Here is a 24,739-nt window from a genome sequence, read left to right as displayed (position 1 = left end):
ACAAGATAGTTAACTTGTTCCTGGTGGTCTTTTTACGTTAAATATGAGCTTCTATCCAAGTCGATTATTTGTTTTTAACATCTGTTCTTACTACCCCAACGTCTGAAGCATTGATAGAAATGGGGTTGCCGCCTTGCCCTGTTTGAGCTGAAGAAGATTGTCTAACGTCCACCCTAATTCTTTTGCCCTTAAAGCCAGTTCGTCTCCTTTTTCCCAATGCAGTGGCCTCCTTAAGTCTTCATGGCTTCATGAACCTCTCAATATGACCTAACTGTGGAGAGATATGCTATATGCATATGCCGCTGAAGAAAACAGGTCTCGGCGAATATCAGATCATAGAGAAAAGAGGCTGTTAGTACCCGAGCTGGCAAGCTCCTCCAAGAAATTGCAACGAACATACTAACAGCAAAAGAGCGGAACCTGCTTTTACAGGCTCAATGTGGCTTTAAAACCATCATTGAGCCTGTAATGATTAATGATATAGAATCATTGCTTATATCAGCTATCAACAAGCCAGCAGCCTTTCATGACTATCGTTGAACGCTAGCAGATTCGCTTGTAGATAATTGAATATTTTAATCCGTAAAATTTAAAGCGTTTACAAGTTAAGCGGCAGGTTGCCGGTCAGAGACGGCTGCTTGACCGGATCACTTTACAAATTGGCTTAAGCCAATACACCAAGAGCGTATCCAATAATTCCTATTGCGAATAAAGCAAAAATCAGAGCTATAGCATTTACTTTCTTTTTGAGCAGTCTCATGCATAAAAAAGTCAGCAAGAGAGGTAACAGACCAGGTATCAATTGATCCAGAATCATCTGTATCGTCGTAACAACCTCTACTCCATCCGAACGGGTATATCGGGATACTTCGAGTGGTATATTCAGAGTAGTCCATTTGGATACGAGGGCGCCCATAACAAATAGTCCCAGGATGGAGGCCGATTCCGTAAGCTTTTGCAGTCGGTTTCCGGACATGTCGGACACAATCTCCGTCCCTTTTTTGTAGCCGTATTTCAGTCCGTACCACTTAGTGGCCAGGCGAATAACATTAAAAAGCAAGAAAAATAGGACAGGCCCGATAACGCTTCCGGACAACGCAATGGAAGCTCCTAATGCAGCCAGAACGGGGCGTAATGTTCCCCAGAAAATAGGGTCTCCTACTCCAGCCAAAGGTCCCATTAAGCCAACTTTCACACCACTTATGGTAGCATTATCAATCGGCTGGCCATTGGCTTTCTGCTCCTCCATAGCGGCCGTTACCCCCATAATCGGTGCAGAGATAAACGGTTGAGTATTAAAAAACTCCAAATGCCGCTTTAGTGCTTCTTTTTGGTCTTCCTTCTTGCTGTATAACCGCTTGATTGCCGGAATCAAGGTGACACAAAAACCAATCGACTGCATACGCTCAAAGTTAAACGAGCCCAGCAGGAACCATGAACGGAAAAACATTTTGTTTAAATCGCTTTTGGTCAACTTTTTTTCTTCCATAGTACCCCACTCTTTCATTAAGAATTTCTTTAGAGCTCTTCAATTTCACCCACTTGATCTTTGAGCTGGCTATATTTAGGATTGAGCTGGATATACAGCAGAGCCAGAACCGCTCCCATGATTCCAAAGCCAACCAGATTGATGCTTGTAAATGCCGCGATGACAAAGCCCAAGAAAAAGAAAGGCATCAGATATTTGGCTGCCATCATGTTAATAACCATGGCATATCCTACAACGACGATGAATCCCCCTGCAATTTGCAGCCCTTTTGTAATGACCTCCGGGATGGCATCCAGCAAAGTCGTAACTAGACCGGTTTCTGCTGCAATAGCCACCAATACGGCAGGCAAAGCGACACGTAATCCCTGAAGAAGGAGGGCTATGAAGTGACATAATTCAATTCCTTTGAAATTTGAAGATTCGGCATATTTATCTGCCAGATGCTGAAAGAACACGGTAATCGTTCTAACAAAGATAGTTAACACTTGTCCGCCAGCCGCAATCGGAATCGCAACGGCAATTCCCGCACCGATCGATTGGTGCCCGACAATAACCAATATGGTTGAGACTACACTGGCCAAAGCCGCATCCGGAGCCATGGACGCTCCGACATTCATCCAGCCCAAAGCCAACAATTCCAGCGTACCGCCTAGAATAATACCGGTTTTGAGATCTCCCAGGACCAGACCGATCAGTGTACACGCAACTATAGGACGATGAGTCTGTCCTTCATCCAAAACACTGCCCATTCCGCAAATGGCTGCAACCAGCGTGACCATTACGATTTCAAAAACACTCATGTTTGACCCCCTCTCTTATGCGTACGTGTTGTTAAAACTGGACATTTTGGAGCTTGTTAATCAAATTAATTTTAGGATCACTGGCCACTTTTCTAATCTCCAGTTCTATCCCCTTTTCGTGCAATTTATAAAATGCCTCTACATCCTGCTTGTCTACGGACACTGCTCCGGTAATTTGTGTTTTGCCTTCTTTGAAGCACATTCCACCTACATTTACCGATGTAAACGGTACCCCACCTTCTACAACCCGCAGTACATCCGTGGGATTGGTAAATAGGAACAAGGTCTTGAAATCGTTATATTTAGGATTGTTATAAGCTTCAATCGCTTTCGCAATCGTGACAACATAAGCTTTAATCCCCGGCGGTGCCACTTGTAACAATAAGGTTTTGCGCAGCGTATCCGCAGCGACCTCATTGCTGACGGCGATAATTTTGTTACACTTCGTTTCCTTCACCCACACAGTAGCCACCTGACCATGAATTAGACGGTCATCAATACGAACAAATGATATTTCCATACCTATAATTCCTCCTCTGTTTGTATGTCCCGGATGACACGAAAAGACTTCATTGAATCCTGACCCGCACGGATGGCCAGATCACTTAGATTCTCCACGTTCTCCAGCCCTCTATTAGTCAGCAGGTCTACGATCATTGGCAGGTTCACCCCTGTTACAATGTCCATTTTTTCATACCTGGCCACAATCCTACTGGCCGCATTATAGGGACTGCCACCAAACAAATCGACGAGAAAAATCAATCCGTCCGTCCAATCAATTGTTTCCAAGGCCGCTTTGTACTTCTCAACAAGTCCGTTAACACTTTCACCTGGTTCAAACGTTACACCCACCACATTTTCCAGATGGCCAAAAATCATTTCCGTGGATCTTAGGATCTCTTCAGAAAATTTTCCATGAGTGCCAACAATAACACCTATCATTTGTTTCACCCCCTCCTTGCATCCTTCGCCTATACTTATATGCAAGTCTCATGCCAAGATTCTGTATGATGCGATTAACTATCAAAAAAAAGACCAAACCCTCGGCTGCTCCGGGAATTTGGCCTTTTCTCACCAACTACTTATTATCCTTATCCGCATGATTAATACACATCCAGCATCGTTTTATACACTTGCGCCACTACTTGGGGATACAGTTATATACTTCGCTTAGGATTTCGCAAATATAATATTTTTCATCATTAGTCAGCTTAATGTTAATACTGGAGGCAAATATATTGCAGGAACGGTTCACCACATCGATTAATCGTTGGTCAAGCAAGGATACATCCTCCTGATACACTAGCCCTTCTCCAATGACCATTCGTTCCAGCGCATGAGCCGTATGAACAGCAAGCTGAACCTTCTTTGCATAATGGAAATCAGCCTCCAGTTCCTGTTCCAGCTGCTCGATAAATTTCATCAAAATCCCCAAAATTTTGTGAGGATTCAAATAAGTCATAAACTCCTTTAGCGTATCCTCACATAGATCTCTTACGATCACGCTTCCGTGTTCATGCATAACAGGCAACTGATTGTTGAGCAACAATTCTCTTAATGCCTGTTCACCGCTTGCCTCGATCAGTTTTTCCAAAGGGATAAACGGTACATTGAGCTCGCTTGGCCGCTTAACCCCAATCACCGCAAGAAGCGTATGCTTGGCCCGTAAATCCTTCACCACTTTATCCAATTCCCTGACCTTTGCCGGTACAACAACTATTTTCTCTTCGGTTAAGTCATAAACAACCTTCTCTACAAACTCCTTTAGCTTGGCGGCGGCACCTTTGCCGGAAGAACAGACCGTCACGATTACCTTATTACTGGTCTTTTCCGCTTTCACTCCAGCATTTCCAGTGTTATATCCACGAAAATCCTTCAAAGATTGATAAATTTCCTCTATATTCATATCAAAAATACTGGCCTTTCGCACAGCCTCCAACACAAGCGGGGTTGAAACCATATCGATAGTCTTCACCTTAATCCCGACACGTTCCATAATGGTTGCTTCAAGATTGAGCAAGGAGCCCATATCAACCAGCAGCAATACGCCTCTGCCATTGTCAATGTCCTTCACTTTTTCCACAATAACTTCCAGGATTTCTCTGGGGCTAACATCCAAAGGCATGTCTACTGCGCAAATATTTGAGCTCCCCAGCAGGCTGTCGACAACGCTAACGACACTGCTTGCCGTACTGTTGCCATGTGCAGCTACGATGATTCCCACATTTCCCTGGTGCTCCTCTTCTACCGATTTCAGAAGAATCGCCACATAGGTGGTCTCGGCATCGGGTACGCTGACTTCAAACTTGGACTCGATCAAATCCTTGATAATGAGTGCCAGTCTGTATTCTTCATCCTGATCATTCATCGGTTCATAGATTTGTTTACTGACATATTTTTTCTCCCGGATTCGCTTTAAAAAAGCACTTAAATGAAGACTGAAGGCATAAACAAACCTGTCGCTGTAATTTCTGTTCAATTCTTTTTGAGCCATCTCTTGCACCTGTTCAGCGAACTCTAGGATATTTCTGCCTACGATCTTAAGGATCCGTTCCCTTCCCCCTTTGATGTTATAAAATCGGTTATAGAAGCTTTTGATGTGAATATTGACATCTGTAGTAATAAACTTATTGATAAAACTGTCGTCGAGTCCTTCTTCTTTGAGCATCCCTATCTTGTCTTCAATCAATTTGTACAAGTTGAACGGCAGTTCAAAAGCGTCTACTTCATCCATTCCTTTGCTGCCTTCAGGAGTAATATACAGCGAGGAGTTGACCATCTCCATTTCGGCAATCTCCTTGCGGTTCTTCCCCATATTAAATAGACCTTCCTTGATATTTCCGGGCAAAATTTTAAAATCAAGTTCAATCTCTTCCTTATTTTCATGTATGCTGTTCAAAAATCCTTTGGCACACACAAGCTGAATGTTCGATTTCAACTGACCGATATTTCCATAGGTTACGCTGCCAATCAGTGCTTTTACAGTTTCCAATTCAACCCTAATAGGCTTGTTCACACGATGGGCTTCGTTTGCAAAGAGATGCTTCAGGATCAAAAACCTCTCTTCAACAGTTCGCTCTTGCAAGGAAGGAATGTTGATCGTAATCGGTATCCGTCTGATAAAGGTTTTCAGCATGGAAGAACCGGGATCTTCGGTCGTAGCGCCGATGAGCAGCACATTCGCTTCCCGCTTGCGCTCCGACTCGCCCAATTTGTTGTAACTGTTCGTGTCCATGAAATAAAATATCATTTCTTGGCCTTCTGGGGGCAGCCGATGAATCTCATCCAAAAACAGAATGCCCCCATCCGCTTTCTCGACCAGTCCCTCTTTCTCCCGATCAGCCCCGGTAAATGCTCCTTTTACATGACCAAAAATGTGGGAAAGTAGCAGCTGAGGGTTATTGTAATAATCAGCGCAGTTAAATACGATAAACGGTGCTTGCTCTGAAAAGCGCTTCATATATTTCCCATAATTATACATCAACCTAGCGAACATTGTTTTTCCAACGCCAGTCTGTCCCACAATCAGCGTATGTAGGCCCTTCGGCGGGTATAATATTGCCGCTTTTCCCTGCTCAACCTGGTTCCTCATACTCCCCATGAAACCAATTAAGGCGTGAAACGGATCCACTTGCTCTCCAGGCAGCAATATTTCATGAATACTGTTGACTTGGATTTGTTTCTCTTTAAGCTGAACCCGAAAGGTCTCCTCGATCACCTGCTTGTGCAAAAACTTGACGGGTCTCCCCTTGATTTTAATAATCAAGTCGGCGCGAAGTAGGCTATTAAGCTCCTTGCTTACATTATTTCTTAACATATTCTGTTGATCGGCTATTTCCGCAGCCGTAATTCCACCGCCGTCCTGCAAGGCCTCTACCGACAGTTTCTTTGTCCCATTGGCAATATACTCTAAGATCTCATCAATTCGTTTCACGGTATTCCCCCATGCTGACTAGTTCTTATTTAATTAGTATATAAAAAAAGAAATAATCCTCTACAAGAAAATAAACTGACAAGTTAATCATTAATCTGATACCCTTTTTATTGAATCTATCCAAAACTCAAATTCAGCCCATTCCATTTACTTCTTTTCCAAGATCAAAGGTTGGCAGTATAATTGCATAAGCTTCACGAATAAGCTGCATAAAAAGTTATTTTTGTTTCCCAGTAAGGAGCTGAGATAAAATAATGCGCTACGGATTACAGCAAGAGCAAACATTCAGGCTGGCTATGACTCCAGAATTACGACAAGCCATCACGATTCTTCAATATTCTTCGGTCGATCTGATGTCATATCTTAATGAGCAAGCAAATGAAAATCCGATCATTGACTTGGCAGAGATCGATATGTCCATCGAAAGAATCAACACAGAAGAAGAATATTCGCTACGAAAAAATGATAATCCGGTAGACCTTCTGGACTTTGTCTCTAATCCCGCAGATAATTTATATAGACATCTCAAAGCGCAGCTTGGGATGGTCCGCGGGCTATCCAAACTACAACAGATGATTGGCATGTTTCTAATTGGGAATTTAAATGAAAAAGGCTACCTTGAGCTGGATGTAAATACAGCTGCCGGAATACTTGACGTCCCCACCGATGAGGTTGAAAATATACTTGCCCTGATCCAAGGCTTTGAACCGGCAGGAATCGCTGCCCGCAGTCTGGAGGAATGTCTTCTTCTGCAGCTGCGATATGCCGGGAATGATGATGTTTACCTGGAAGAAATCGTGCGACATCACATGGTCAATCTTTCATGTAACCGCATACAAAAAATCGCGGATGCTCTAGGGATCGACATTCACATGGTACAACAAATGACCGATCAGATACGCAAGCTGAATCCTTGTCCGGGAGCGGCATTTGCTCCATATGAACGCCAGTATCATATAGCAGATATCTCAGTGGAGAAATCCAAAAACGACTACGTTGTGACAGTTAATGATATCACAGTCCCACGCGTCGGGATTAATCCTTTTTACCAAAGTATGCTTCGAAAGCCGGCGATGGAGGAAGAGAAACGATTTCTTCGTGAGAAGATGAATACAGCATTATGGCTTATTCATAGCCTTGAGCAGCGCCGCCTGACCCTGATGCGTGTGGCCCAGGCTATTGTTGATAGGCAACGGGAATTTTTTGAGCATGGCGTTTATCATCTGAAATCGATGACCCAAAAGGAGATTGCTGGAATAACCGGCCTGCATGAATCCACGATCAGCCGGGCGGTCAGTAATAAATACATGCAGACGCCCCGTGGATTGTTTGAACTCAAATATTTCTTCACCTCCGCCCTAGGATCGAAAGACGGGGATGCTACTTCATCAGAGAGCGCAAAAATGCGGATAAAGCAGATCATCGACAGTGAAGAGAAGCAAAAACCATTTTCAGATCAGGCAATCACAGAGCGGATGGCAAAGGAAGGACTAGAGCTGTCACGCAGAACGGTAGCCAAATACCGTGAAGAATTGGGGTATTTATCCTCCGCCAGGAGAAAAGTGTATTAAAGCTTCAGCAAACGGTTGTGAAAACTAAAAAGCAGCGCTATCACATTCTCCCGGCTGCCTCCCTCGTAGAATCTCCAATAGAATAGGCCAACCAGTAATCTCCGGTTGGCCTATTCATACGACCTGAGCCAGTACAGCCGTTTACGCAGGTAGCGTCTGTGTTTTCAATTGCACGTACAACTGGTGCGTCACCTGCTGCGGTTCAATACCCAACTCATCTTCCAATATTCTGACGAAGCTTTCATAATGCTTTTGCGCAGCGGTATAATCGCCCAGTTGGGCATAGGCTGTCAGCAGCAGACTGCAGATATCGTCTGAGTACGGCTCCCGTTGCTGTAGGCTGAGCAAACGCTGAACAGAATGCCGGGTACGACCTGCGCGAAGCTCTTCTCTCGCCAGCTCAGAAGCACATGCCAGATACATATTGCGCAGCTTCTCCCTTTTTGCATATGCCCACGGGTAATCGTGCTCCTCCAGATAGTTGCCACGGTATAGTGCCAACAGGCTCTCAATACGCGGCTTACCGCCGCTACCGGATGCAGCCCATTCGGATATTCCCCGCTCGAATAGCTCCACATCTGTAATCCAGCCATTACGGTTCAAGCGGTAGCGATCCAGATTATATTCCAGCTTCGTATCTTGCATCCGTTCTTTCAACGCCTTGCGGATTTGGTAAATGGATGTGTGCAGGTGAACAACAGCCTTGTCCAAATGATATTCAGGCCACAGCGCATCCAGCAGTTGTTCTTTGCTCACCCATTCCCCTTCATGGTGTAATAAAAAGGAAAATAGCTCCTGTGACTTTAATGTGCGCCATTTGAATGGTTTCGCACCTACGGCTTCCTGTCCATCCTCCAAAATTTCAAGTTTTTGAAAACAACGTACCTTGGGGGATTGCTCTGCTGAAGCTCCCAAACTAGAAGAACGGGGATCAGCCAGCGTGGCTGTAATCCGATCTAACGTTTTGGATAGCCGCCGGGCATGAACAGGCTTTAACAAGTAATCCAGTGCTTGCAGCTCGAACGCTTCAATAGCATATTCCGAGTACGCGGTCACAAAGACGATATGAATATGGGAATCCAGCTGTTGAATCCACTCGGCGGCCTCCAGACCATTCATCTCTGGCATTCCGATATCTATAAAAACAATATCCGCACGTTCTGCCGCCAGATGATCCAGCCCCGCTTGTGCAGACGTATATTTGCCCATTACCGTTAACCGTCCGTCCGCCTCCAGCAACCGTTCCAAGTAGGTTAATGCCGACCTCTCATCATCAATCAAAATCGCCTTCATTTGTGTCCGTACTCCCTTCCTGCTGCAACCATTTATCATGCTGCTCTATTTACATGCTATCTGCTTTATCCTTACGATTTTTAATTTCTTATATTTTATATATCGTATCATTGCGGACGTGACTTTAGCTTTTCCGACAAATGTACTGTACTTTTTTTATTCATCGGTATGCCGGGGCGAGAACGTTTCCGGCACACGGAAGCTTACCGTCGTCCCTTGCATAGGACTACTTTCAATTCGCAATCCTTCTCCATACATATGGATAAGACGGCGATGGATATTACGCAGTCCCACGCTGGAAGATACATGATCCTCCGACAGCAGCTGTTCCAGTCGCTCGGACGGAATCCCTACGCCGTCATCGGTCACGCTGACCACAAAATCGGTTCCATCCTCCTGCACAACCACTCGCACGGTTCCACCTGTTGCCCGTTGCATCACACCATGCCGTATCGCATTTTCCACGATGGGCTGAATACTTAATGGCGGGATGAGCGACCGGATGTTCCTTCCTACCTCTACAGTCACCTGCAAACGTTCTTCAAATCGTGCTTTTTCCAGTGCCACATACGATTCTACCAATTCCAACTCCTTGGATAATGGCACCGTATTTTCCCTGTTCTGAAAATCAAAACTGCCCCGCAAATACTGACTCAGCTCCATGAGTAGCTCCGCTGCTTTGTCCGAGTCTACGGCTACAGTCGAAACAATGACATTCAAGGCATTGTACAGAAAATGCGGCTTGATTTGTGCCTGTAAAAAGGCCATTTCCGAACGCACCGCTTCCTCCGCCGAATGACGCATGTTCAACAGCGTGCGCACACGTGCTTTTAATTCCTCAGCATCAACAGGCTTACGTAGAAAATCATTAGCTCCCGCCATAAAACCTGCGCGGATATCCCCGGGCAGGTCGCGTGCCGTCAGCAGCAACACCGGTAGCTCGGACAGGGAATACCGTTCCCGTATCCGTCGGCACAGCTCAATACCGGACATTTCCGGCATCATCCAATCCGTAATGACTAGGTCAAATCGGGAACGGCCATTCAGTATGTGAAGTGCCTCCTCGGCATGATCCACCGCCACCACGCTACAACCTGTCGTATATAATAGCTCCTCCAGCACCCGAAGATTAACCTCATCATCATCTACAGCCAGCACTTTGTAAGGAACAGTCTGAACTTGCTCCAGTGCATCCTCTTCATGCGGAATCACATTCCGACCCGACGTCACACCAGGCTGCAATATAACCGCAGACGAAACATCTTTTTGAGCTTCATGTGCCAACGTTCCGGTCTGCGCTAAGGGCAGTGTAAAATAAAAGGTCGAACCCTTGCCCAATCTAGATTCTACCCGGATATGACCCCCATGCAGCTCCACCAGACGACGGACTATGCCTAATCCAAGCCCTGTTCCACTGTATCCATCATCCTCAGCATTCGCCCCTCGGTTAAAAGGTTCAAATATATGCGAAAGATGCTCCTGGGCAATACCGGACCCGGTATCCTTCACACTGATTTCCATTTCACGGTTCCCCGCTTTGGCAGAGATTACGATTTCGCCTTCCTCCGTAAATTTCACCGCATTGCCCAACAAATTGTACAGAATCTGAATCAGCCGATCCTCATCCGCATCCACCTTGGGCAACGAATTGGGCCATTCTTTGACGAATTGAATCTCTTTCTTACCCACCGTATGACCCAATACCTCCAGCACGGAATTCACAGCTGCCTGTACATTGACAGGCCGACGATTTAAGGCTAATCTGCCATTTTTCAAATTAGAAAAATCCAGAATATCGTTAATTAAATACGAAAGTCTGCGTCCTATATTCGCAATCAAGGCCAAGTTGTGCTTTTGCGGCTCATTGAATTGTGTCCCGTATCGGTCTAGCATGGATTGAGCGATATTAATTACTCCATGCAGAGGAGTGCGCAGTTCATGTGACGTATTTGCCAGAAATTCATCTTTTAACCCATCCAGTGTTAGCAACCGTCGTGACAGGTTCTCAACCTCCATAAACGAATGCACAAAACGTTTGGCCAGCAGGAGCGTTTGAGCCAATACGAATATGAGCATTTCATAGGCTGTCACCCCACGCACATCTCCCCAGCCCAGAATATACACAAAACTAGTCACTACAATCATAAGAATGCTCATAATACTAATGACTAGCAGTGCAGCGTCATCCGTCCGTTGAAGAAGCCCACGAATCAAGATCAGTAATACATATCCCACACTGACTACACCAAAAAGAAGAATAAACGCTTCAAAGGATGAGAGTACCAATGTAGGCAAAAATAGTCCCATACCCAGCATCAGTGCGGTTGTAATATTATAGAGGCGCAGCACGATCCGATTCATAACAATCTGCGTCGAAAGATGAACATAGCGGATCAGAAAATAGTAGAACAGCGTTGACGAGAACGACTGTATTTTCAGTATCCATTCATAAGGTAAGTCCGGTATTCCCCAAACCAGCAGCTTTTCTCCATGTGTCAGAATATAAAATAAAGCCGCGATACAAAAACATCCTAAGTAAAGCAATGCCTTCTCCTTTTTACGTAAAAGGTATAGCATGATAAAAAATACGGTAGGAATAAAAAATCCTGCTATCAGTACGGTGTCCTCTGCCATTGCAATTTCCCGGCTATGCGTAATACTCTCGTAATCCCCAAATAACAGTGGATAAATGATTCCACCGGAGGAATAGCTATAATTAGCCACATGCACGGTAATATCAGCCGAATGTCCATCTATCGCTGCAAATCCAACATAGGGAACATTGCCCTGCTTGCCCTTGTCGGCAGAAACAGAGGGAATACCACTTGCTCCCACGTTTTCTCCGTCAATCCATACTTGACTGGCGCTGCGAATGTTTTGCATATAGATGCCGTACAGATTTTCCGCTTTTTCAGGCAACAGCACACGGATATGATAGGTTCCATATCCGGTCGCCTGTCCCTTAGGCATCCACTGATTCCATCTACCAGGCACATCCACAATCTTGGCAGAAGAACTCGTTTCCAGCCTCAACTCTGAAGAACTCTGATGATTTTCCCAATCCTTATCTTGTTGCATCTCATGAAAGGATGAAGGTTGCACAAGCTGATTGGGGTAAAATTCCCACTCCCCTCCCAGCTGTACAGGGCCTTCCTTTTCAGGGTCCCAATTACGCAAATCAATAACACCGTTGTGTGCTTTCCAATGACTGTTTCCGGATAAAACACCTGACACTAACGGATACACCGGCAACGCAACCGCAAGCAGAAGTATAATAAAAAATAAAACCCCCTGTTTTTTCATAAATCCCCCGCTCTTTTCAATATCGTCTATCTTTTAGTATCGGTTATTCTAACCAGCTGTATTAGAAGCGCTCCCCATGCAAAAAGGGACGCCCGCCGCAGACAAAAATCTGTGTGGAATCGTCCCCTTTTATACACCCTTGTACTTCCTGCATTTCCCTTATTAAGGAATCATGCCTTCATCATTACCACCGCCAGGAATCGAGCCTGAATCGCCTCCGCTGCTATCGCTTGGCGGCGTTGCTCCACCGCTGCTGTCGCCGCTTCCTGTTCCGCTGTTGTCGCTTGGTGGTGTTGCTCCACCGCTGCTGTCGCCGCTTCCTGTTCCGCTGCTATCGCTCGGTGGTGTTGCTCCTCCACTGCTGTCACCGCTTCCTGTTCCGCTGCTATCGCTTGGCGGCGTTGCTCCACCGCTGCTGTCGCCACTTCCTGTTCCGCTGCTATCGCTTGGTGGCGTTGCTCCTCCACTGCTGTCGCCGCTTCCTGTTCCGCTGTTGTCGCTTGGTGGTGTTGTTCCTCCACTGCTGTCGCCACTTCCTGTTCCGCTGCTTTGTTGCTGGCTGGCTACAAAATCTTTATACTCCTGAATCGCATCTTCCAGATTCATATAATTTTTCTTGATTTCCGGCATAGGGTAATACTGGTCCAGACGATTGTATGCATCCACTACTCTGTGAAAGTAGACCGTCGTAGGATCTGTACCATTTACTGTAAGCAGATTGTTCGCAATGTTCTTGAGCTCATTGATATCAAGATCAGTTACGATCCATTTGGATTGGTAGTTCGAAAGTGCTGTAATCAAATCTGTGTTAGCCTGGTCTACCTGAAGCTGTGTAATATCCGGAGTATTAAGCACAAGGTTTGCCTGATTAATTCGCCCTTGAAGTTCTTCGTTATCTTGTTGGGTATAATGACGGCCGAACGTCTGAACTTCATTATTAGCTATACTTATGTTGAAATTTAACAACATGGTATCCACTGCTATTGGTGCAGCATACTGGCTCTGTACCCGTTGCAACTCCTCGTATACAGGAACCACGTCTTGCAATTCAAAGCTAGGCAAACCTAAGAAGATGGAGGCATGCTCTGAAGCAGAAGACAAGGCTTGCTGGGCTTCAGCGCTTAATGAGCCTGAATTTTGCACCAAAATTCCATTGATCGATGCCTGCATTTCAATGATTTCGGCTCTCAATTGTAGCCTTTTCTCGTTATATTTTTCAATATAGGTCCCTTTAGCCTGACTTAATTGATTATAAGAGATCACCAATTGCTCCTCAGGAGTAAACGGCATCATGAGTGCAAAGTTGGCTTGTTCTGTTAGTTGCTCTAAAGGAAGCATTTCCGTATTTAAGTAATTACGAGCAATAGGGTTGGACAGCAGTTTTAGATGAATGTCTTGAACCAGCTGTTGCAGTTTTTCCCGAGTTGTAGCAGGTACTGGCGCAGTGAATTCCGCAAGTCTTTGACTCAGCTCCATGTTCAAGGTCAATACGTCCTGCTGCGTCATAGCCGTATGCATCTTCTCTGTATATTCCTGAATGAGGTTGCCCAGTTCGGCATTTTGAGAGCCACTCTGATCGTAGATAACCTGTGCTTCTTGTAAAGTATTTTTAAGCACTGAGAAGTCCGCTGCTTGCAGTGCCAAGAATGATTCTGTGGCACCTTCTATTTTTTGTGTCCATTCGTCCAACTGCTCCGTTGTAGTTAATGGGTTCACATATACATTTAATCCTTCTCTCACTAAGGACTTGTAACGCGCTTTGTCTGTTTTCAAATTCTCCACATGATCCGTTACATCGAGAAAATGCAGATAGGCATCTCTGAGTCTTACCGATGCTTCGTATACTTTAATTACTCGACGCAGGCTTACTACTTCCCGCTCCACTATATTTTGGGGTGCATTCCCTTCTAACACATTATTGCCAAATTGAATTGCTTGACTTAATGAATCATCCCAAAGAGTTGGGAATTCGTCGCTAACCATTCGATTTTGCTCAAGGGTAGTCGAAGCTACCTGAATCAGCCTAACTAATTCCTGTGTTCCAATCATCGGTTCTGTGGCTGAATCTGTGTACACAGAAACTTCCTGTTTCAATGTGCTGAGCGCTTGATCTACCTCTGCCTGTGTAGCTGTAGTATTGTTCAGTACCAGCGTAGCCTGGTGGATTGCTGCCGACAGGCTTTCCTTGGCCGTAGCCGGGTAGAGTGCCTGATCCGGTCCACCCTCACCTGCACGATCCAGCAGATCTTTGGCTGCATGGACTTCTGCCTCCAGCTGACTGCGGTCTACGTTGACAATGTCACTGTTGTGTTTTTTCTTATCTTTGCTCTCTGTTTCCGTGACAACCGATCCAGTAGAGGACGAGTTCGTCGTGCCATTCACGAGACTAACAGCTACTTTCATCGCATCATAGTTAATGATAACATCCTGCGGCTGTTTTTGTTCCGGTAGGTTAAGCCGGTTGATTGTAGCTCCCTTAGCCAGCGTAATAAAAGGAACGCCCACATATTGTGATGCATCCAGCAAACCAATACTGCCGCTAACCAACAGCTTGCCCAGTCCCTGTTGCAACGAAACGCGGCTAATCGCGGCATTTCCCTCGGTCACGATCGATGCATCATTTTTCAGCGTCAGGTTGTCGATCTTCGTCGTCCCGGTTGCTGTCAGCTTGGCATCCTTGGAGCCCAGCTCCACACTAGACCATGCCGTATTTTCCAAAAGGGCCGATACAGGCTGAGTCCCTGAGCCTTTGATTTCCAATACGCCTGTGGAGGACATGTTCTTCAAGGTTACCGAGCCATTGACGATCAGGCGTCCTTCAAAAGATACACCTTTACCGTCAAAAACGCCGCCGTCTGCGTTAATTTCCAGCTTATTCACACCTGTGAGTGTACGCAAATTACGGTTAAGGTCGAATTTTGCCCCTTTTAATACAGCTTTGTTATTTTCACCAAACAAACCTTGCAAAGATCCTTCCAACTGGTACGGGATATTTCCGATGCGAACAGTATTGCCCTCTGATTTCACTTCTCCTACCGGATGATCCAGCAGGCTGACGAATACTTCCGCACCACTCTCCCGGTTCAATGGATTTTTCAAATCCGTTGTAGAAGCATCCTCTGATAACAGACCATAAGAGCGGGCAACTTGAACTGCATTTTGCTGTGCATTCGCTGTGCCGGCATCCTGTAAGTCCATTGCACGTACTAGCGATACGATCAGTTCTTCCTTGGTAATGGCATCCCCCGGACGGAACAGTTCCCCGTTGCCTGTCATATACCCGGCTGCACGTACAGCCTCAATATAGGGAGCGCCCCATGCATCGGACGATACATCCATAAAAGAAGTTTGCGACTGGTTGTTAACTTCCAACTGGAACAGACTGCACAAAATTTTAGCCGCTTCTGCACGGGTCAAATTTTTTTGTGCCATAAAATCGCCCTGATTACCGCCTGTCATCAAACCCAAGGTGCGAGCTTGTGATACAAATCCAGTTTCGCTTTGCGTATCTGCTGTCGCTGCATAAGCAGTCTGGACGCCGCCCACCCAAGGCAGAGATACGATTGAACCTGAAGCAATACCCAATACCATCGCAGATGCAATCCATTTATTTCGATTTACAAGTTTCAACATTTCAACTCCTAGACACTATTTATTGGCATATATCCTGTTATATCAAAGGCTTTAGTCATGTTTAGTTCTACGATTTATGCAACCAAGGAACTATGCTAAGAGAAGTATACGAAACCCCACTGAACCGATTCTGAACAATTAGACCTATACGAATCATTCCGGAGCAAAATTGCTTGACTTGGAGTGAACTCCAAATGTAATAATATCCGGTGTAAGTAGCTGGAGTAGACTACATTTGAAGAAAACAATATCTAGGAAAGCGAGGTATAATCAAATGGACTATGTGAAACTTGGAAATACCGGCTTGGATGTATCCCGGCTTTGTCTTGGGTGTATGGGCTTTGGGGTTGCAGAACGGTGGATTCACCCATGGATACTAGATGAAGAGCGCAGTCGTCCCATTATAAAAAATGCCCTGGAGCTAGGTATTAATTTTTTTGATACCGCGAATGTATATTCAGATGGAACTAGCGAAGAAATTGTTGGACGGGCTTTAAAGGATTATGCGAATCGAGATGAAATTGTCCTCGCGACAAAGGTTCATTTCCGTATGCATCAAGGCCCGAATGGTGCGGGACTTTCCCGAAAGGCTATCATGAGTGAAATAGATAAGAGCCTTAAGCGACTGGGGACAGATTATGTGGATCTGTACCAAATCCATCGCTGGGATTACAATACCCCTATTGAAGAGACGATGGAAGCATTACATGATGTTGTGAAGGCCGGGAAGGCAAGATATATTGGTGCTTCTGCTATGTACGCATGGCAGTTTCTAAAGGCGTTACATGTCGCTGAAAAGAATGGGTGGACCCGATTTGTATCAATGCAGAATCATTTAAATCTCTTATATCGTGAAGAGGAGAGAGAGATGCTGCCGCTTTGTAAGGAAGAAAAAATCGGTGTGATTCCATACAGCCCGCTTGCAGGTGGAAGATTGACGCGTGATGTACAGGAAACAACACATCGTTCCGAAACCGATCAGGTTGCGAAATCTAAATACGATGCGACTGCCGATACCGATCAATTGATCGTGGAGCAGGTTGCGGCCATCGCAGAAAAACGTGGAGTTCCTCGCGTTCAAATCGCACTTGCTTGGTTGCTACAGAAAGAACCGGTAACAGCTCCGATTATCGGTGCTACGAAAACGTCTCATCTTGAAGATGCAGTAGCTGCTCTTTCGATTACGTTAACACCTGAAGAAATCGCATTGCTGGAAGAGCCGTATGTTCCTCATCCGGTAGTTGGCGCTCAGTAAATATGGATGAAATGACAGTTTCAAAATAAGCAACGACAAGAACGCCCTATCCATTTACATAGGGCGTTTCTTGATCAGAAATCAGGAGGTGAAGTCTGCATGTTGATCGCAGAAGTAAGCAAAAAATTTGAACTATCTCAGGATACACTCCGCTATTATGAACGCATCGGACTTATTCCGCGTGTGAACCGTAATAAAAGTGGCATCAGGGATTACACGGTAGAAGATTGCAGATGGGTTGAATATATTAAATGTATGCGAGGCGTAGGACTTCCCATTGAAATTTTGATTAAGTATGTTAGGTTATTCCAGCAAGGTGATGAAACGATGAATGCTAGAAAAGAACTCCTAATAGAGCAGCGCAAGCAGCTCATTGCAAAAATGAAAGATATGGAAAATGTGTTGGAACGCATGGATTATAAAATTACAAGCTATGAACAGACAATAGGTGAAAAAGAAAAACATCTAATTTAACCCCTGCGTGCTTTACGGGACAATAGGTTCCCCAAGGACTGAACACCTTGTACAAACAAGACTAGAATGATGACGGTAATCAGCATAACCAGCGTATCAAAACGTTGATAGCCATATGCGATCGCCAGATCGCCAATTCCACCTCCGCCGACCGCACCAGCCATAGCAGTAGCACCAATCAGACCAATGGCTGCTGTCGTTAACGACAAAATCAGAGAACTGAATGCCTCAGGAAGCAAAAAGTATCGAATGACCTGAAACGGGGTCGCCCCCATCGCATCTGCTGCCTCCAGTATCCCCGGATTTACCTCCAACAGCGAGTTTTCGACCAGCCTTCCGATATATGGCGCAATGTATATAATCAAGGGGACAATTGCCGCACTGGTCCCAATGGATGTATTCACAATCAGACGGGTTAACGGAATGATCGCAATCAGCAAGATAATAAACGGTAAGGAACGAACAATGTTAATGATTGGATTCAAAATATTGTGCAGCCATTTGTTCTCCAGAATTCCGCCTGGACGGGTGATGACGAGTAAAATACCGATAGGGATACCGATCAGGGCGCCAATGAATAATGATATGCTGACCATGAGCACGGATTCATACAAAGCTTCCCACAGTTGATCCCAGGTGATCGTAGTTCCTGTAATCATCATAGACTCTCTACCTCCTGAATATGAACTCCTTTGCTCTTGAGAAAATCAACAGCCTGCTGAACGGCATGCTGTCCACCGCGCAGTTGAATCGTCATATAGCCAATCGTCGTTTCTTGAATCTCCGTCATGTTGGCAAACAAAATGTTCACGTGGATATCATGCTGCCGAATCAATTCATGAACCACCGGATCAGAAGCAACCTGCCCTATAAATTCCAGCTTGTATATTCGCTGCGATTCTTGCTGTTCGAACGTTTGCAGCACACTCTCGGGTACCGTATCGTGAATGACCGTGCGTACAAAGCTCTGTGTCGTCGGGTGCTGCGGCTGCCCGAATACCTCCAGGACATTGCCCTGCTCGATGATTTCCCCCTTTTCCATTACGGCTACCTTGTTGCAAATCCGCTGAATCACCGACATTTCATGGGTGATGATCAAAATGGTGATCTTGTATTCCTTATTGATTTTACGAAGCAAGTCGAGAATTGACTGTGTGGTCTGCGGATCAAGTGCCGAGGTTGCCTCATCACAGAGCAAAATGGACGGGTTGCTCGCAAGCGCCCGTGCAATCCCCACACGCTGCTTTTGTCCGCCGGAAAGCTCGCTGGGGTAGCTATTCGCCTTGTCCGACAATCCTATGAACGCCAAAAGCTCCTTTACACGCCCCTCTATTTCCCGTTTGTTGCGCTTAAGCAGCACCAACGGAATTGCAATGTTGTCGAACACTGTTTTCGATTCCAGCAGATTAAAATGCTGAAAAATCATTCCGATCTTCTTTCTTACCTTCCGCAGCCCAGAGGTCGAGTAGGTATTTAACTGTTCCCCCTCAACAAGAACCTCTCCGCTGGTTACTTTCTCCAGACGATTGACCAAACGGATCAGCGTACTTTTCCCAGCGCCACTGAATCCGATAAATCCGAAAATATCTCCTTTATCCACTTTGATATTTATATTTTTTAACGCTTCAATACTTAGACCTTTTCTCACATAGGTTTTGGATACATTCCTAAGTTCAATCATGAGTCCTAACTCCTTCCGTTCTCACAAGTATGTAAGATGTTCTAAGCTGATTGCTTTTCTTTGGCATGAACGATCGAATTAAATCCGAGTATTCTAGTAAGTTTTATAAAGTATACTACTTCGATTTAATATTCATGTCAATATGTGTTTTGAGTCTTGGTTAGTTCAGTCCTTGCATAAATCAGCATGATATTGCAAATGGTATGAAATATGCCGAAGCATACACACCTTGCCCGAACGGGACGGAAGCGGAGGAAGATAGATGAAGCGAATATTCACCTTGTGGCTATGCGTTGGAGTTATAGGGATGTTGACAGTTACGGCAGAACCCGCATGGGCTACTCAGACTGTTGACGGACAGCCTTATCATTTTGGGTTTAAAAAAAGTAAGGGAGGGGAGCTGCCTTCCATCGCACAAGAAGGTTTTATGCAACTAATCGAAAGGCAAGGTGGCATCTTTCTGGGGGATACGACTAAAAAAGAATTATTTCTCACTTTCGACAACGGCTATGAGAATGGGTATACTCCCAAAGTGCTGGATGTATTGAAGGCCAAAAAGGTTCCAGCCGCCTTTTTTGTGACAGGGCATTTTGTAAAAGACCAGCCTGATTTGATGCGACGCATGGCCAGTGAGGGTCATATTATCGGAAACCATTCATGGAGCCATCCTGATATGAGCACCATTTCTTCGACAGAGATCCGGTCTGAGCTAGATCGGGTACGAAATGCATCGGCAGAGCTAACCGGGCAAAAAGAAATGAAATACGTCCGGCCGCCTCGCGGCATTTTTAGTGAAAAAGCATTGGCTTCCTGTCGAGAAGCTGGATATACGAGCGTGTTCTGGTCTGTGGCTTACAAGGACTGGGACACAAATATTCAGCAAGGAACGGACTATGCCTATCGTCAAGTCATTCGTCAGCTTCACCCTGGTGCGGTCATTCTGCTCCATTCCGTATCCAAGGACAATGCCGAGGCACTTGGTTCTATCATAGACGAGGCTCGCAAGCAAGGGTATGAGTTTAAAAGTCTAGACGACCTTAAGGTGAAACATTATCACTAAAAAGTAACTACATTTAATGAGACCATATCATAATGAGCCCGATCCACACCTGCCCATGGTAGCCAGTGTGGATTGGGCTTTTTAGTTTACTCCAAGGAAGGGAAGGCTCTATGGGCCTTCCCTTCCTTTTACCATTCTAAAGATAGCAAAGCCTAATGCATGGTTAGCTTATACACTCTGGCTTCATAAGGCCGCAGCTTCAAGGCATGCAGTTGTTCCCCTTGTACCGGTTCGTAGTTGGAGAGAAGTAGTTCCGCCTTGGCGGCAGGAAGCTCCTCACCTTCGGGCCAGTGGAACACCGGATCACGGTCAAAGAAATTCAAAATGACCAGCAAACGCTCTTTTCCCAACATACGAGTGAATACATACAGCTCTGTATCCAGTGGCAACAGAAGCTTGTATTCGCCATAGACTATGACCTCATGTTGTTTGCGCAGAGCAATCAACTTACGATAATAGTGGAAAATCGAGCCTGGATTATTTCTTTCAGCCTCTGCATTAATGTGTGTGTAGTTATCGTTAATCTTCATCCACGGCTCTCCATCGGTAAATCCGGCCGCAGGACCAGCATCCCACTGCATAGGAGTGCGTGCATTATCCCGGCTTTTTCGCCAGATTGCCGCCATAATCTGCTCCTCCGGCTCACCAATCTTTCGTTGCTGCTCATAATAGTTTAACGTTTCCACATCCCGATAATCATCAATCGACGGGAATGCAATATTCGTCATCCCAATTTCCTCACCCTGATAAATATAAGGCGTACCCTCAAGCATATGTGTGAAGGTTGCCAGCATTTTGGCGGATTCCACACGATATTGTCCATCATTCGCAAATCTGGAGAGAGCCCGAGGTTGATCATGATTGTTGAGATAATTGGCATTCCATCCTTCCTGATGAAGCACTGTCTGCCAACTGCTCATTATTTTTTTCAGCTCCACCAGCGTCCATGGCTTGGATTTCCATTTTTCCGTCCCTAGCCCTTGTGCATCAATAAACATGTGTTCAAACTGGAAGACCATATTCAATTCATGCCGCTGGTCTCCCACATAATCAAGCGCCTGTTCCGGTCCTAAGCCAGACGTTTCGCCAACTGTCATTAAGGGATAACATTCCAGCACCTTTTCATTCAGCATCCGTAGAAGCACATGTACCTGTTCCAGATTGGAAAAGAGCTGATAAGCCCGTACCAAGGTTCGTTTGTCGGGATTATCGGCATCCGGCAGCCCTTCGGCTTTGACAATATGGGCAATAGCGTCAAAACGGAAGCCATCGACTCCCTTTTTCAGCCACCATTCCACCATGCGGTAGAGCTCGCCCACCATCTCTTCATTTTCCCAGTTCAGATCCGGCTGATGCTCGGAATATAGATGCATGTAATATTCGTCTGTAAGCTTGTCATATTTCCACACTGAGCCAGAAAAATACGATTCCCAGTTGTTCGGATATCCGCCATTTTTGCCTGTTCGCCATATGTAGTAGTCCCGCTTCGGATTATCCTTGGACGAGCGTGACTCCGTAAACCACGGATGCTCATCCGATGTATGGTTTAATACCAAATCCATCATGATTTTGATACCTCGTTCATGCGCCTGGTGAAGCAGTTCGTCAAAATCCTCCATTGTTCCAAACTCATCCATAATGGCATAATAATCGCTAATATCATATCCATTATCGTGATTGGGCGATTTATATACCGGACAAATCCAGATAACATCAATACCCAGTTCACACAAATAATCCAACCTGGACAAAATGCCTCGCAAGTCCCCTTTACCGTCTCCGTCAGAATCCTGAAAACTGATCGGGTAAATCTGATATACAACGGCTTCCTTCCACCATATTTTTTTAGGCATGTTTCCCTCCTGTAGCTTCTCTGTACATCCAATAGCTTATGCTCTTAACATACACGCAATACCTGGCTGCGAATCGTTGGTGATTGGGAACAAGAGTCTTGTAAGCTTGCTTCGACGCATTAGCAGAACCGCTATAATCTGCGGAGGTTTATTTTAAAAAAATATTTTGTAAAACAGGTTGTATAAATGGATCTGGCGTTACCTATATTTATGAACTGCCCATATACATGTACCCAAAGCGGTGCCACTTTTGAATAAAAGGAGGAATTTACATGAACCATCGATCCAAGGAGCCAAAGGATCTGATTGTGGAAACTGCCGTGATCCCGCCCAACATCCATGTGGATGTGGAGTCAGCCACTGAGGGCGGAACACGCCGCCTGATGCTTAGCGATAACCCGGAGACGCTTACCCATGTGACGGTACCTACCGAGCAAGCCACCCTGTGGCATGACATGGTTCGCTCGACAACCCGAACAGTCAAACATCGCATTTTCGGCTGGCATTATAACAAAATCGACAGCCCTGTTAAACTGGGCATCACTGTAGAGAACAGGAGCGCTGCTAAACTGGAAGTACGCCATATTGAACGCGCTCTTAAGATTGTGCCTGAGGACGGCAACTGGATTATTGATGTCGGGCAGTCTATTGCCAAAAGCTGTTTGGCGGGTACGATGGAACGTGTGAGGCCAGCAGACCGTCATAAATTCGGCAAAGGCACCGCTCTGCTGGAGGAATTTGAGCTGCCCGAGGGATCGCTGGCCGGATTCATCTATGACCTTACCGTAGAATTTGCTGAAGGCCACGGTACGCTGGATTATGTGATTCGCACCGTGATCAGCAAGGACACGCAGACCGATCTGCGCCAGATTCATATGGATGCGCTTCCTCCCGTACCTCCACCACAGGCGCATCCACGAGGGGTGTGGTCCTTTTCCGAAACGAATGCGCGGATGCCAGAGTACGTGGTGGGACAGAGCGCAAACTATCGGGCGTGTGCCACCAAAAAGCTGAACGGTGAGGCTCCTGCCGATCTGCTGTTTACCGGGGCACGCAGCGAGCTGGGGCCTGCGCTAGATAATCGCGGACAATTCGGAACCATATACAACGCGACCATTCCCATCGTTAACGACAGTGACGAGGTACGTATCGTCAGAATCTACGCGAATCCACGTGGGGGCGCGTTCGCCGGGGCTGTACGCGTGGATGATCGTGTATATGGTATCCCTTTGCTACGAGATAATACCAAGGTATGCCGATTAGCTGATATCAGCGTTCCCCCCGGCAGATCCAGCTATTCTCTCAGCTTCATGGTTGCAGGTAGCGCAACTACGCCGCTAGGTCTGTACGTCATTACACTATAGCTGTGCTCACGATGACTGGATGAGCGAACGTGGGGCCAAAATGTTCACAGGAAATGGTCTGCTCTATAGTAAATGGAGCTGTCCCAAAGTGGTTTTAAACTTTATTGGACAGTCACGCCTCTTCATTAGTATAAAAAAGCGCGAGTGCAAGGGTTATTCCTCCCCTGTAGCTCGCGCCTTTTGGTTCATGCTCACCCGGTTTATGTCAGAATAAATATCGCTCTATTTGAACCGCTGGACCTGCCTCGAAGGCATTATGGTCAACTCTGGAATATTGACATGCTCCGGCTGCTCTAGTGCATAAAGGGCAGCTTCTGCAACATCATCGGGATGCAGCGGCAAAACGCTCGAAGCAAACGCCCGAATTTCCTGCTCGGGATATCCGGCCACCTGCGAAAACTCCGTCGCCACCGCCCCGGGGTGAATCGCAGTTACACGAATTCCTTGCGTACTGGTCTCCAAACGCAATGCAGAGGCTATGGCGCTAACGCCGTACTTGGTAGCGCTGTATAGTCCTCCTCCGGCAACCACTTCCTTCGCTGCAATAGAGGAGACAATGACAACATCCCCCTTGGCCTGTTCCCTCATTGGCTGAAGTCCGTACTTCAGTGTCAGGACAAGACCGTGCACATTCGTCTTGTAAAGCTCCTCCCAGCGTTCCAGTTCCACCTCTGCCAGCGGACTTCGATACCCGAAGCCGGCATTGGCAACGATAATGTCAAGCCGCCCCCAGCGTTCAAGAATGGCGTGGACCGCCTGCTGTATGTCTTCAGCCTTTTGGATATCGGCAGGTATTGCCATGACCTCATACAATTCCTCTTGGTGCAAGTCGCGAACCAATTCATCCAATCGCTCCTGACGGCGCGCCAATACAGCTACATACGCGCCACGCTTTGCCAGTTTTTTTGCAATCGATGCCCCAATGCCGCTGCTTGCGCCTGTTACCAAAGCTACTTTCCCGGCCAGGCTTTCCTTCGCTGTCCAGGATAATTTCAACTCATCCAATATCATGTTAAACCCTCCCCAAGC

18 protein-coding genes are annotated in these 24,739 nt (G+C 46.0%); 5 read left to right on the top strand and 13 right to left on the bottom strand.

Features of this window, described 5'->3' with window-relative positions; all coding sequences use genetic code 11:
* Window positions 1–64 precede the first annotated feature (64 nt).
* The 6 genes from MHH57_RS02210 to MHH57_RS02185 form a co-directional block, all read right to left on the bottom strand.
* Window positions 65–217 carry a hypothetical protein gene (locus MHH57_RS02210; protein WP_176715694.1) on the bottom strand — a complete coding sequence of 51 codons (153 nt, stop codon included), beginning with the start codon at window positions 215–217 and terminating at the stop codon, window positions 65–67.
* 447 nt (window positions 218–664) lie between these two features.
* Window positions 665–1,507: a PTS mannose transporter subunit IID gene (gene manZ / locus MHH57_RS02205; RefSeq protein WP_275041127.1), complete on the bottom strand. Its 843-nt coding sequence runs from the start codon at window positions 1,505–1,507 to the stop codon at window positions 665–667.
* 11 nt (window positions 1,508–1,518) lie between these two features.
* On the bottom strand, window positions 1,519–2,289 hold the full coding sequence (locus MHH57_RS02200; RefSeq protein ID WP_318627655.1) for a PTS mannose/fructose/sorbose transporter subunit IIC: 771 nt from the start codon (window positions 2,287–2,289) through the stop codon (window positions 1,519–1,521).
* A 31-nt stretch (window positions 2,290–2,320) separates the two neighbouring features.
* Window positions 2,321–2,809, bottom strand: a complete 489-nt coding sequence (locus tag MHH57_RS02195; RefSeq protein ID WP_013369100.1) for a mannose/fructose/sorbose PTS transporter subunit IIB — start codon at window positions 2,807–2,809, stop codon at window positions 2,321–2,323.
* Between the two features lie 2 nt (window positions 2,810–2,811).
* Window positions 2,812–3,231, bottom strand: a complete 420-nt coding sequence (locus MHH57_RS02190) for a PTS sugar transporter subunit IIA (protein WP_013369099.1) — start codon at window positions 3,229–3,231, stop codon at window positions 2,812–2,814.
* 199 nt (window positions 3,232–3,430) lie between these two features.
* The gene (locus tag MHH57_RS02185; protein ID WP_069010772.1) at window positions 3,431–6,223 is read right to left on the bottom strand and encodes a sigma-54-dependent transcriptional regulator; all 2,793 of its coding nucleotides are present in this window, start codon (window positions 6,221–6,223) and stop codon (window positions 3,431–3,433) included.
* A gap of 254 nt (window positions 6,224–6,477) precedes the next feature.
* Between MHH57_RS02185 and rpoN the strand changes: the two genes are divergently transcribed.
* A complete protein-coding gene (gene rpoN, locus MHH57_RS02180; protein ID WP_340931235.1) occupies window positions 6,478–7,794 on the top strand; it encodes an RNA polymerase factor sigma-54 in 1,317 nt (438 codons plus the stop codon).
* 141 nt (window positions 7,795–7,935) lie between these two features.
* Here the strand turns inward: rpoN and MHH57_RS02175 are convergent, their stop codons facing one another.
* From MHH57_RS02175 to MHH57_RS02165, 3 genes are all read right to left on the bottom strand, one after another.
* The gene (locus tag MHH57_RS02175; protein ID WP_342434777.1) at window positions 7,936–9,087 is read right to left on the bottom strand and encodes a response regulator; all 1,152 of its coding nucleotides are present in this window, start codon (window positions 9,085–9,087) and stop codon (window positions 7,936–7,938) included.
* A 156-nt stretch (window positions 9,088–9,243) separates the two neighbouring features.
* Window positions 9,244–12,390, bottom strand: a complete 3,147-nt coding sequence (locus MHH57_RS02170; RefSeq protein WP_342434776.1) for an ATP-binding protein — start codon at window positions 12,388–12,390, stop codon at window positions 9,244–9,246.
* Between the two features lie 162 nt (window positions 12,391–12,552).
* Window positions 12,553–16,023, bottom strand: coding sequence for an S-layer homology domain-containing protein (locus MHH57_RS02165; protein WP_342434775.1), 3,471 nt, complete (start codon window positions 16,021–16,023; stop codon window positions 12,553–12,555).
* Window positions 16,024–16,297: 274 nt separating this feature from the next.
* On the opposite strand from MHH57_RS02165, the gene MHH57_RS02160 reads away from it, so the two are divergent.
* Window positions 16,298–17,278, top strand: coding sequence for an aldo/keto reductase (locus MHH57_RS02160; protein WP_342434774.1), 981 nt, complete (start codon window positions 16,298–16,300; stop codon window positions 17,276–17,278).
* Between the two features lie 99 nt (window positions 17,279–17,377).
* Window positions 17,378–17,752: a MerR family transcriptional regulator gene (locus tag MHH57_RS02155; protein WP_165178805.1), complete on the top strand. Its 375-nt coding sequence runs from the start codon at window positions 17,378–17,380 to the stop codon at window positions 17,750–17,752.
* Here the strand turns inward: MHH57_RS02155 and MHH57_RS02150 are convergent.
* Window positions 17,749–18,414 carry a methionine ABC transporter permease gene (locus MHH57_RS02150; protein ID WP_061831143.1) on the bottom strand — a complete coding sequence of 222 codons (666 nt, stop codon included), beginning with the start codon at window positions 18,412–18,414 and terminating at the stop codon, window positions 17,749–17,751. The two genes, MHH57_RS02155 and MHH57_RS02150, sit on opposite strands and share 4 nt — an antisense overlap.
* Window positions 18,411–19,433 (bottom strand): methionine ABC transporter ATP-binding protein, encoded by a 1,023-nt coding sequence (locus MHH57_RS02145; RefSeq protein ID WP_165178804.1) that lies wholly within the window; start codon window positions 19,431–19,433, stop codon window positions 18,411–18,413. The genes MHH57_RS02150 and MHH57_RS02145 overlap by 4 nt, the downstream gene beginning before the upstream one ends.
* 262 nt (window positions 19,434–19,695) lie before the next feature.
* On the opposite strand from MHH57_RS02145, the gene pdaA reads away from it, so the two are divergent.
* Window positions 19,696–20,493: a delta-lactam-biosynthetic de-N-acetylase gene (gene pdaA, locus MHH57_RS02140; RefSeq protein WP_342419362.1), complete on the top strand. Its 798-nt coding sequence runs from the start codon at window positions 19,696–19,698 to the stop codon at window positions 20,491–20,493.
* 152 nt (window positions 20,494–20,645) lie between these two features.
* Here pdaA and MHH57_RS02135 read toward each other — a convergent pair whose 3' ends face one another.
* Window positions 20,646–22,346, bottom strand: a complete 1,701-nt coding sequence (locus MHH57_RS02135; protein ID WP_029514702.1) for an alpha-glucosidase — start codon at window positions 22,344–22,346, stop codon at window positions 20,646–20,648.
* Between the two features lie 272 nt (window positions 22,347–22,618).
* Here MHH57_RS02135 and MHH57_RS02130 point away from each other — a divergent pair, with 272 nt between their 5' ends.
* Window positions 22,619–23,710: a hypothetical protein gene (locus MHH57_RS02130; protein WP_029514701.1), complete on the top strand. Its 1,092-nt coding sequence runs from the start codon at window positions 22,619–22,621 to the stop codon at window positions 23,708–23,710.
* 222 nt (window positions 23,711–23,932) lie between these two features.
* On the opposite strand, the gene MHH57_RS02125 is transcribed toward MHH57_RS02130, so the two are convergent.
* Window positions 23,933–24,721, bottom strand: coding sequence for an SDR family oxidoreductase (locus MHH57_RS02125; protein ID WP_069010762.1), 789 nt, complete (start codon window positions 24,719–24,721; stop codon window positions 23,933–23,935).
* Between the last annotated feature and the right edge of the window lie 18 nt (window positions 24,722–24,739).

Origin of the sequence: Paenibacillus sp. FSL H7-0442, from assembly GCF_038593105.1 — a bacterium.
Taxonomy (GTDB): domain Bacteria; phylum Bacillota; class Bacilli; order Paenibacillales; family Paenibacillaceae; genus Paenibacillus; species Paenibacillus polymyxa_D.
The sequence above is the reverse complement of the archived record's forward strand: the minus strand, read 5'-3'. Positions and strand labels throughout refer to the sequence as shown.

What these genes read in the sequence shown, in the direction of transcription:
- manZ (WP_275041127.1), bottom strand. Translation starts at nt 1,507, where the DNA reads ATGAAAGAGTGGGGTACTATGGAAGAAAAAAAGTTGACCAAAAGCGAT.
- MHH57_RS02200 (WP_318627655.1), bottom strand. Translation starts at nt 2,289, where the DNA reads ATGAGTGTTTTTGAAATCGTAATGGTCACGCTGGTTGCAGCCATTTGC.
- MHH57_RS02195 (WP_013369100.1), bottom strand. Translation starts at nt 2,809, where the DNA reads ATGGAAATATCATTTGTTCGTATTGATGACCGTCTAATTCATGGTCAG.
- MHH57_RS02190 (WP_013369099.1), bottom strand. Translation starts at nt 3,231, where the DNA reads ATGATAGGTGTTATTGTTGGCACTCATGGAAAATTTTCTGAAGAGATC.
- rpoN (WP_340931235.1), top strand. Translation starts at nt 6,478, where the DNA reads ATGCGCTACGGATTACAGCAAGAGCAAACATTCAGGCTGGCTATGACT.
- MHH57_RS02175 (WP_342434777.1), bottom strand. Translation starts at nt 9,087, where the DNA reads ATGAAGGCGATTTTGATTGATGATGAGAGGTCGGCATTAACCTACTTG.
- MHH57_RS02170 (WP_342434776.1), bottom strand. Translation starts at nt 12,390, where the DNA reads ATGAAAAAACAGGGGGTTTTATTTTTTATTATACTTCTGCTTGCGGTT.
- MHH57_RS02165 (WP_342434775.1), bottom strand. Translation starts at nt 16,023, where the DNA reads ATGTTGAAACTTGTAAATCGAAATAAATGGATTGCATCTGCGATGGTA.
- MHH57_RS02160 (WP_342434774.1), top strand. Translation starts at nt 16,298, where the DNA reads ATGGACTATGTGAAACTTGGAAATACCGGCTTGGATGTATCCCGGCTT.
- MHH57_RS02155 (WP_165178805.1), top strand. Translation starts at nt 17,378, where the DNA reads ATGTTGATCGCAGAAGTAAGCAAAAAATTTGAACTATCTCAGGATACA.
- MHH57_RS02150 (WP_061831143.1), bottom strand. Translation starts at nt 18,414, where the DNA reads ATGATGATTACAGGAACTACGATCACCTGGGATCAACTGTGGGAAGCT.
- MHH57_RS02145 (WP_165178804.1), bottom strand. Translation starts at nt 19,433, where the DNA reads ATGATTGAACTTAGGAATGTATCCAAAACCTATGTGAGAAAAGGTCTA.
- pdaA (WP_342419362.1), top strand. Translation starts at nt 19,696, where the DNA reads ATGAAGCGAATATTCACCTTGTGGCTATGCGTTGGAGTTATAGGGATG.
- MHH57_RS02135 (WP_029514702.1), bottom strand. Translation starts at nt 22,346, where the DNA reads ATGCCTAAAAAAATATGGTGGAAGGAAGCCGTTGTATATCAGATTTAC.
- MHH57_RS02130 (WP_029514701.1), top strand. Translation starts at nt 22,619, where the DNA reads ATGAACCATCGATCCAAGGAGCCAAAGGATCTGATTGTGGAAACTGCC.
- MHH57_RS02125 (WP_069010762.1), bottom strand. Translation starts at nt 24,721, where the DNA reads ATGATATTGGATGAGTTGAAATTATCCTGGACAGCGAAGGAAAGCCTG.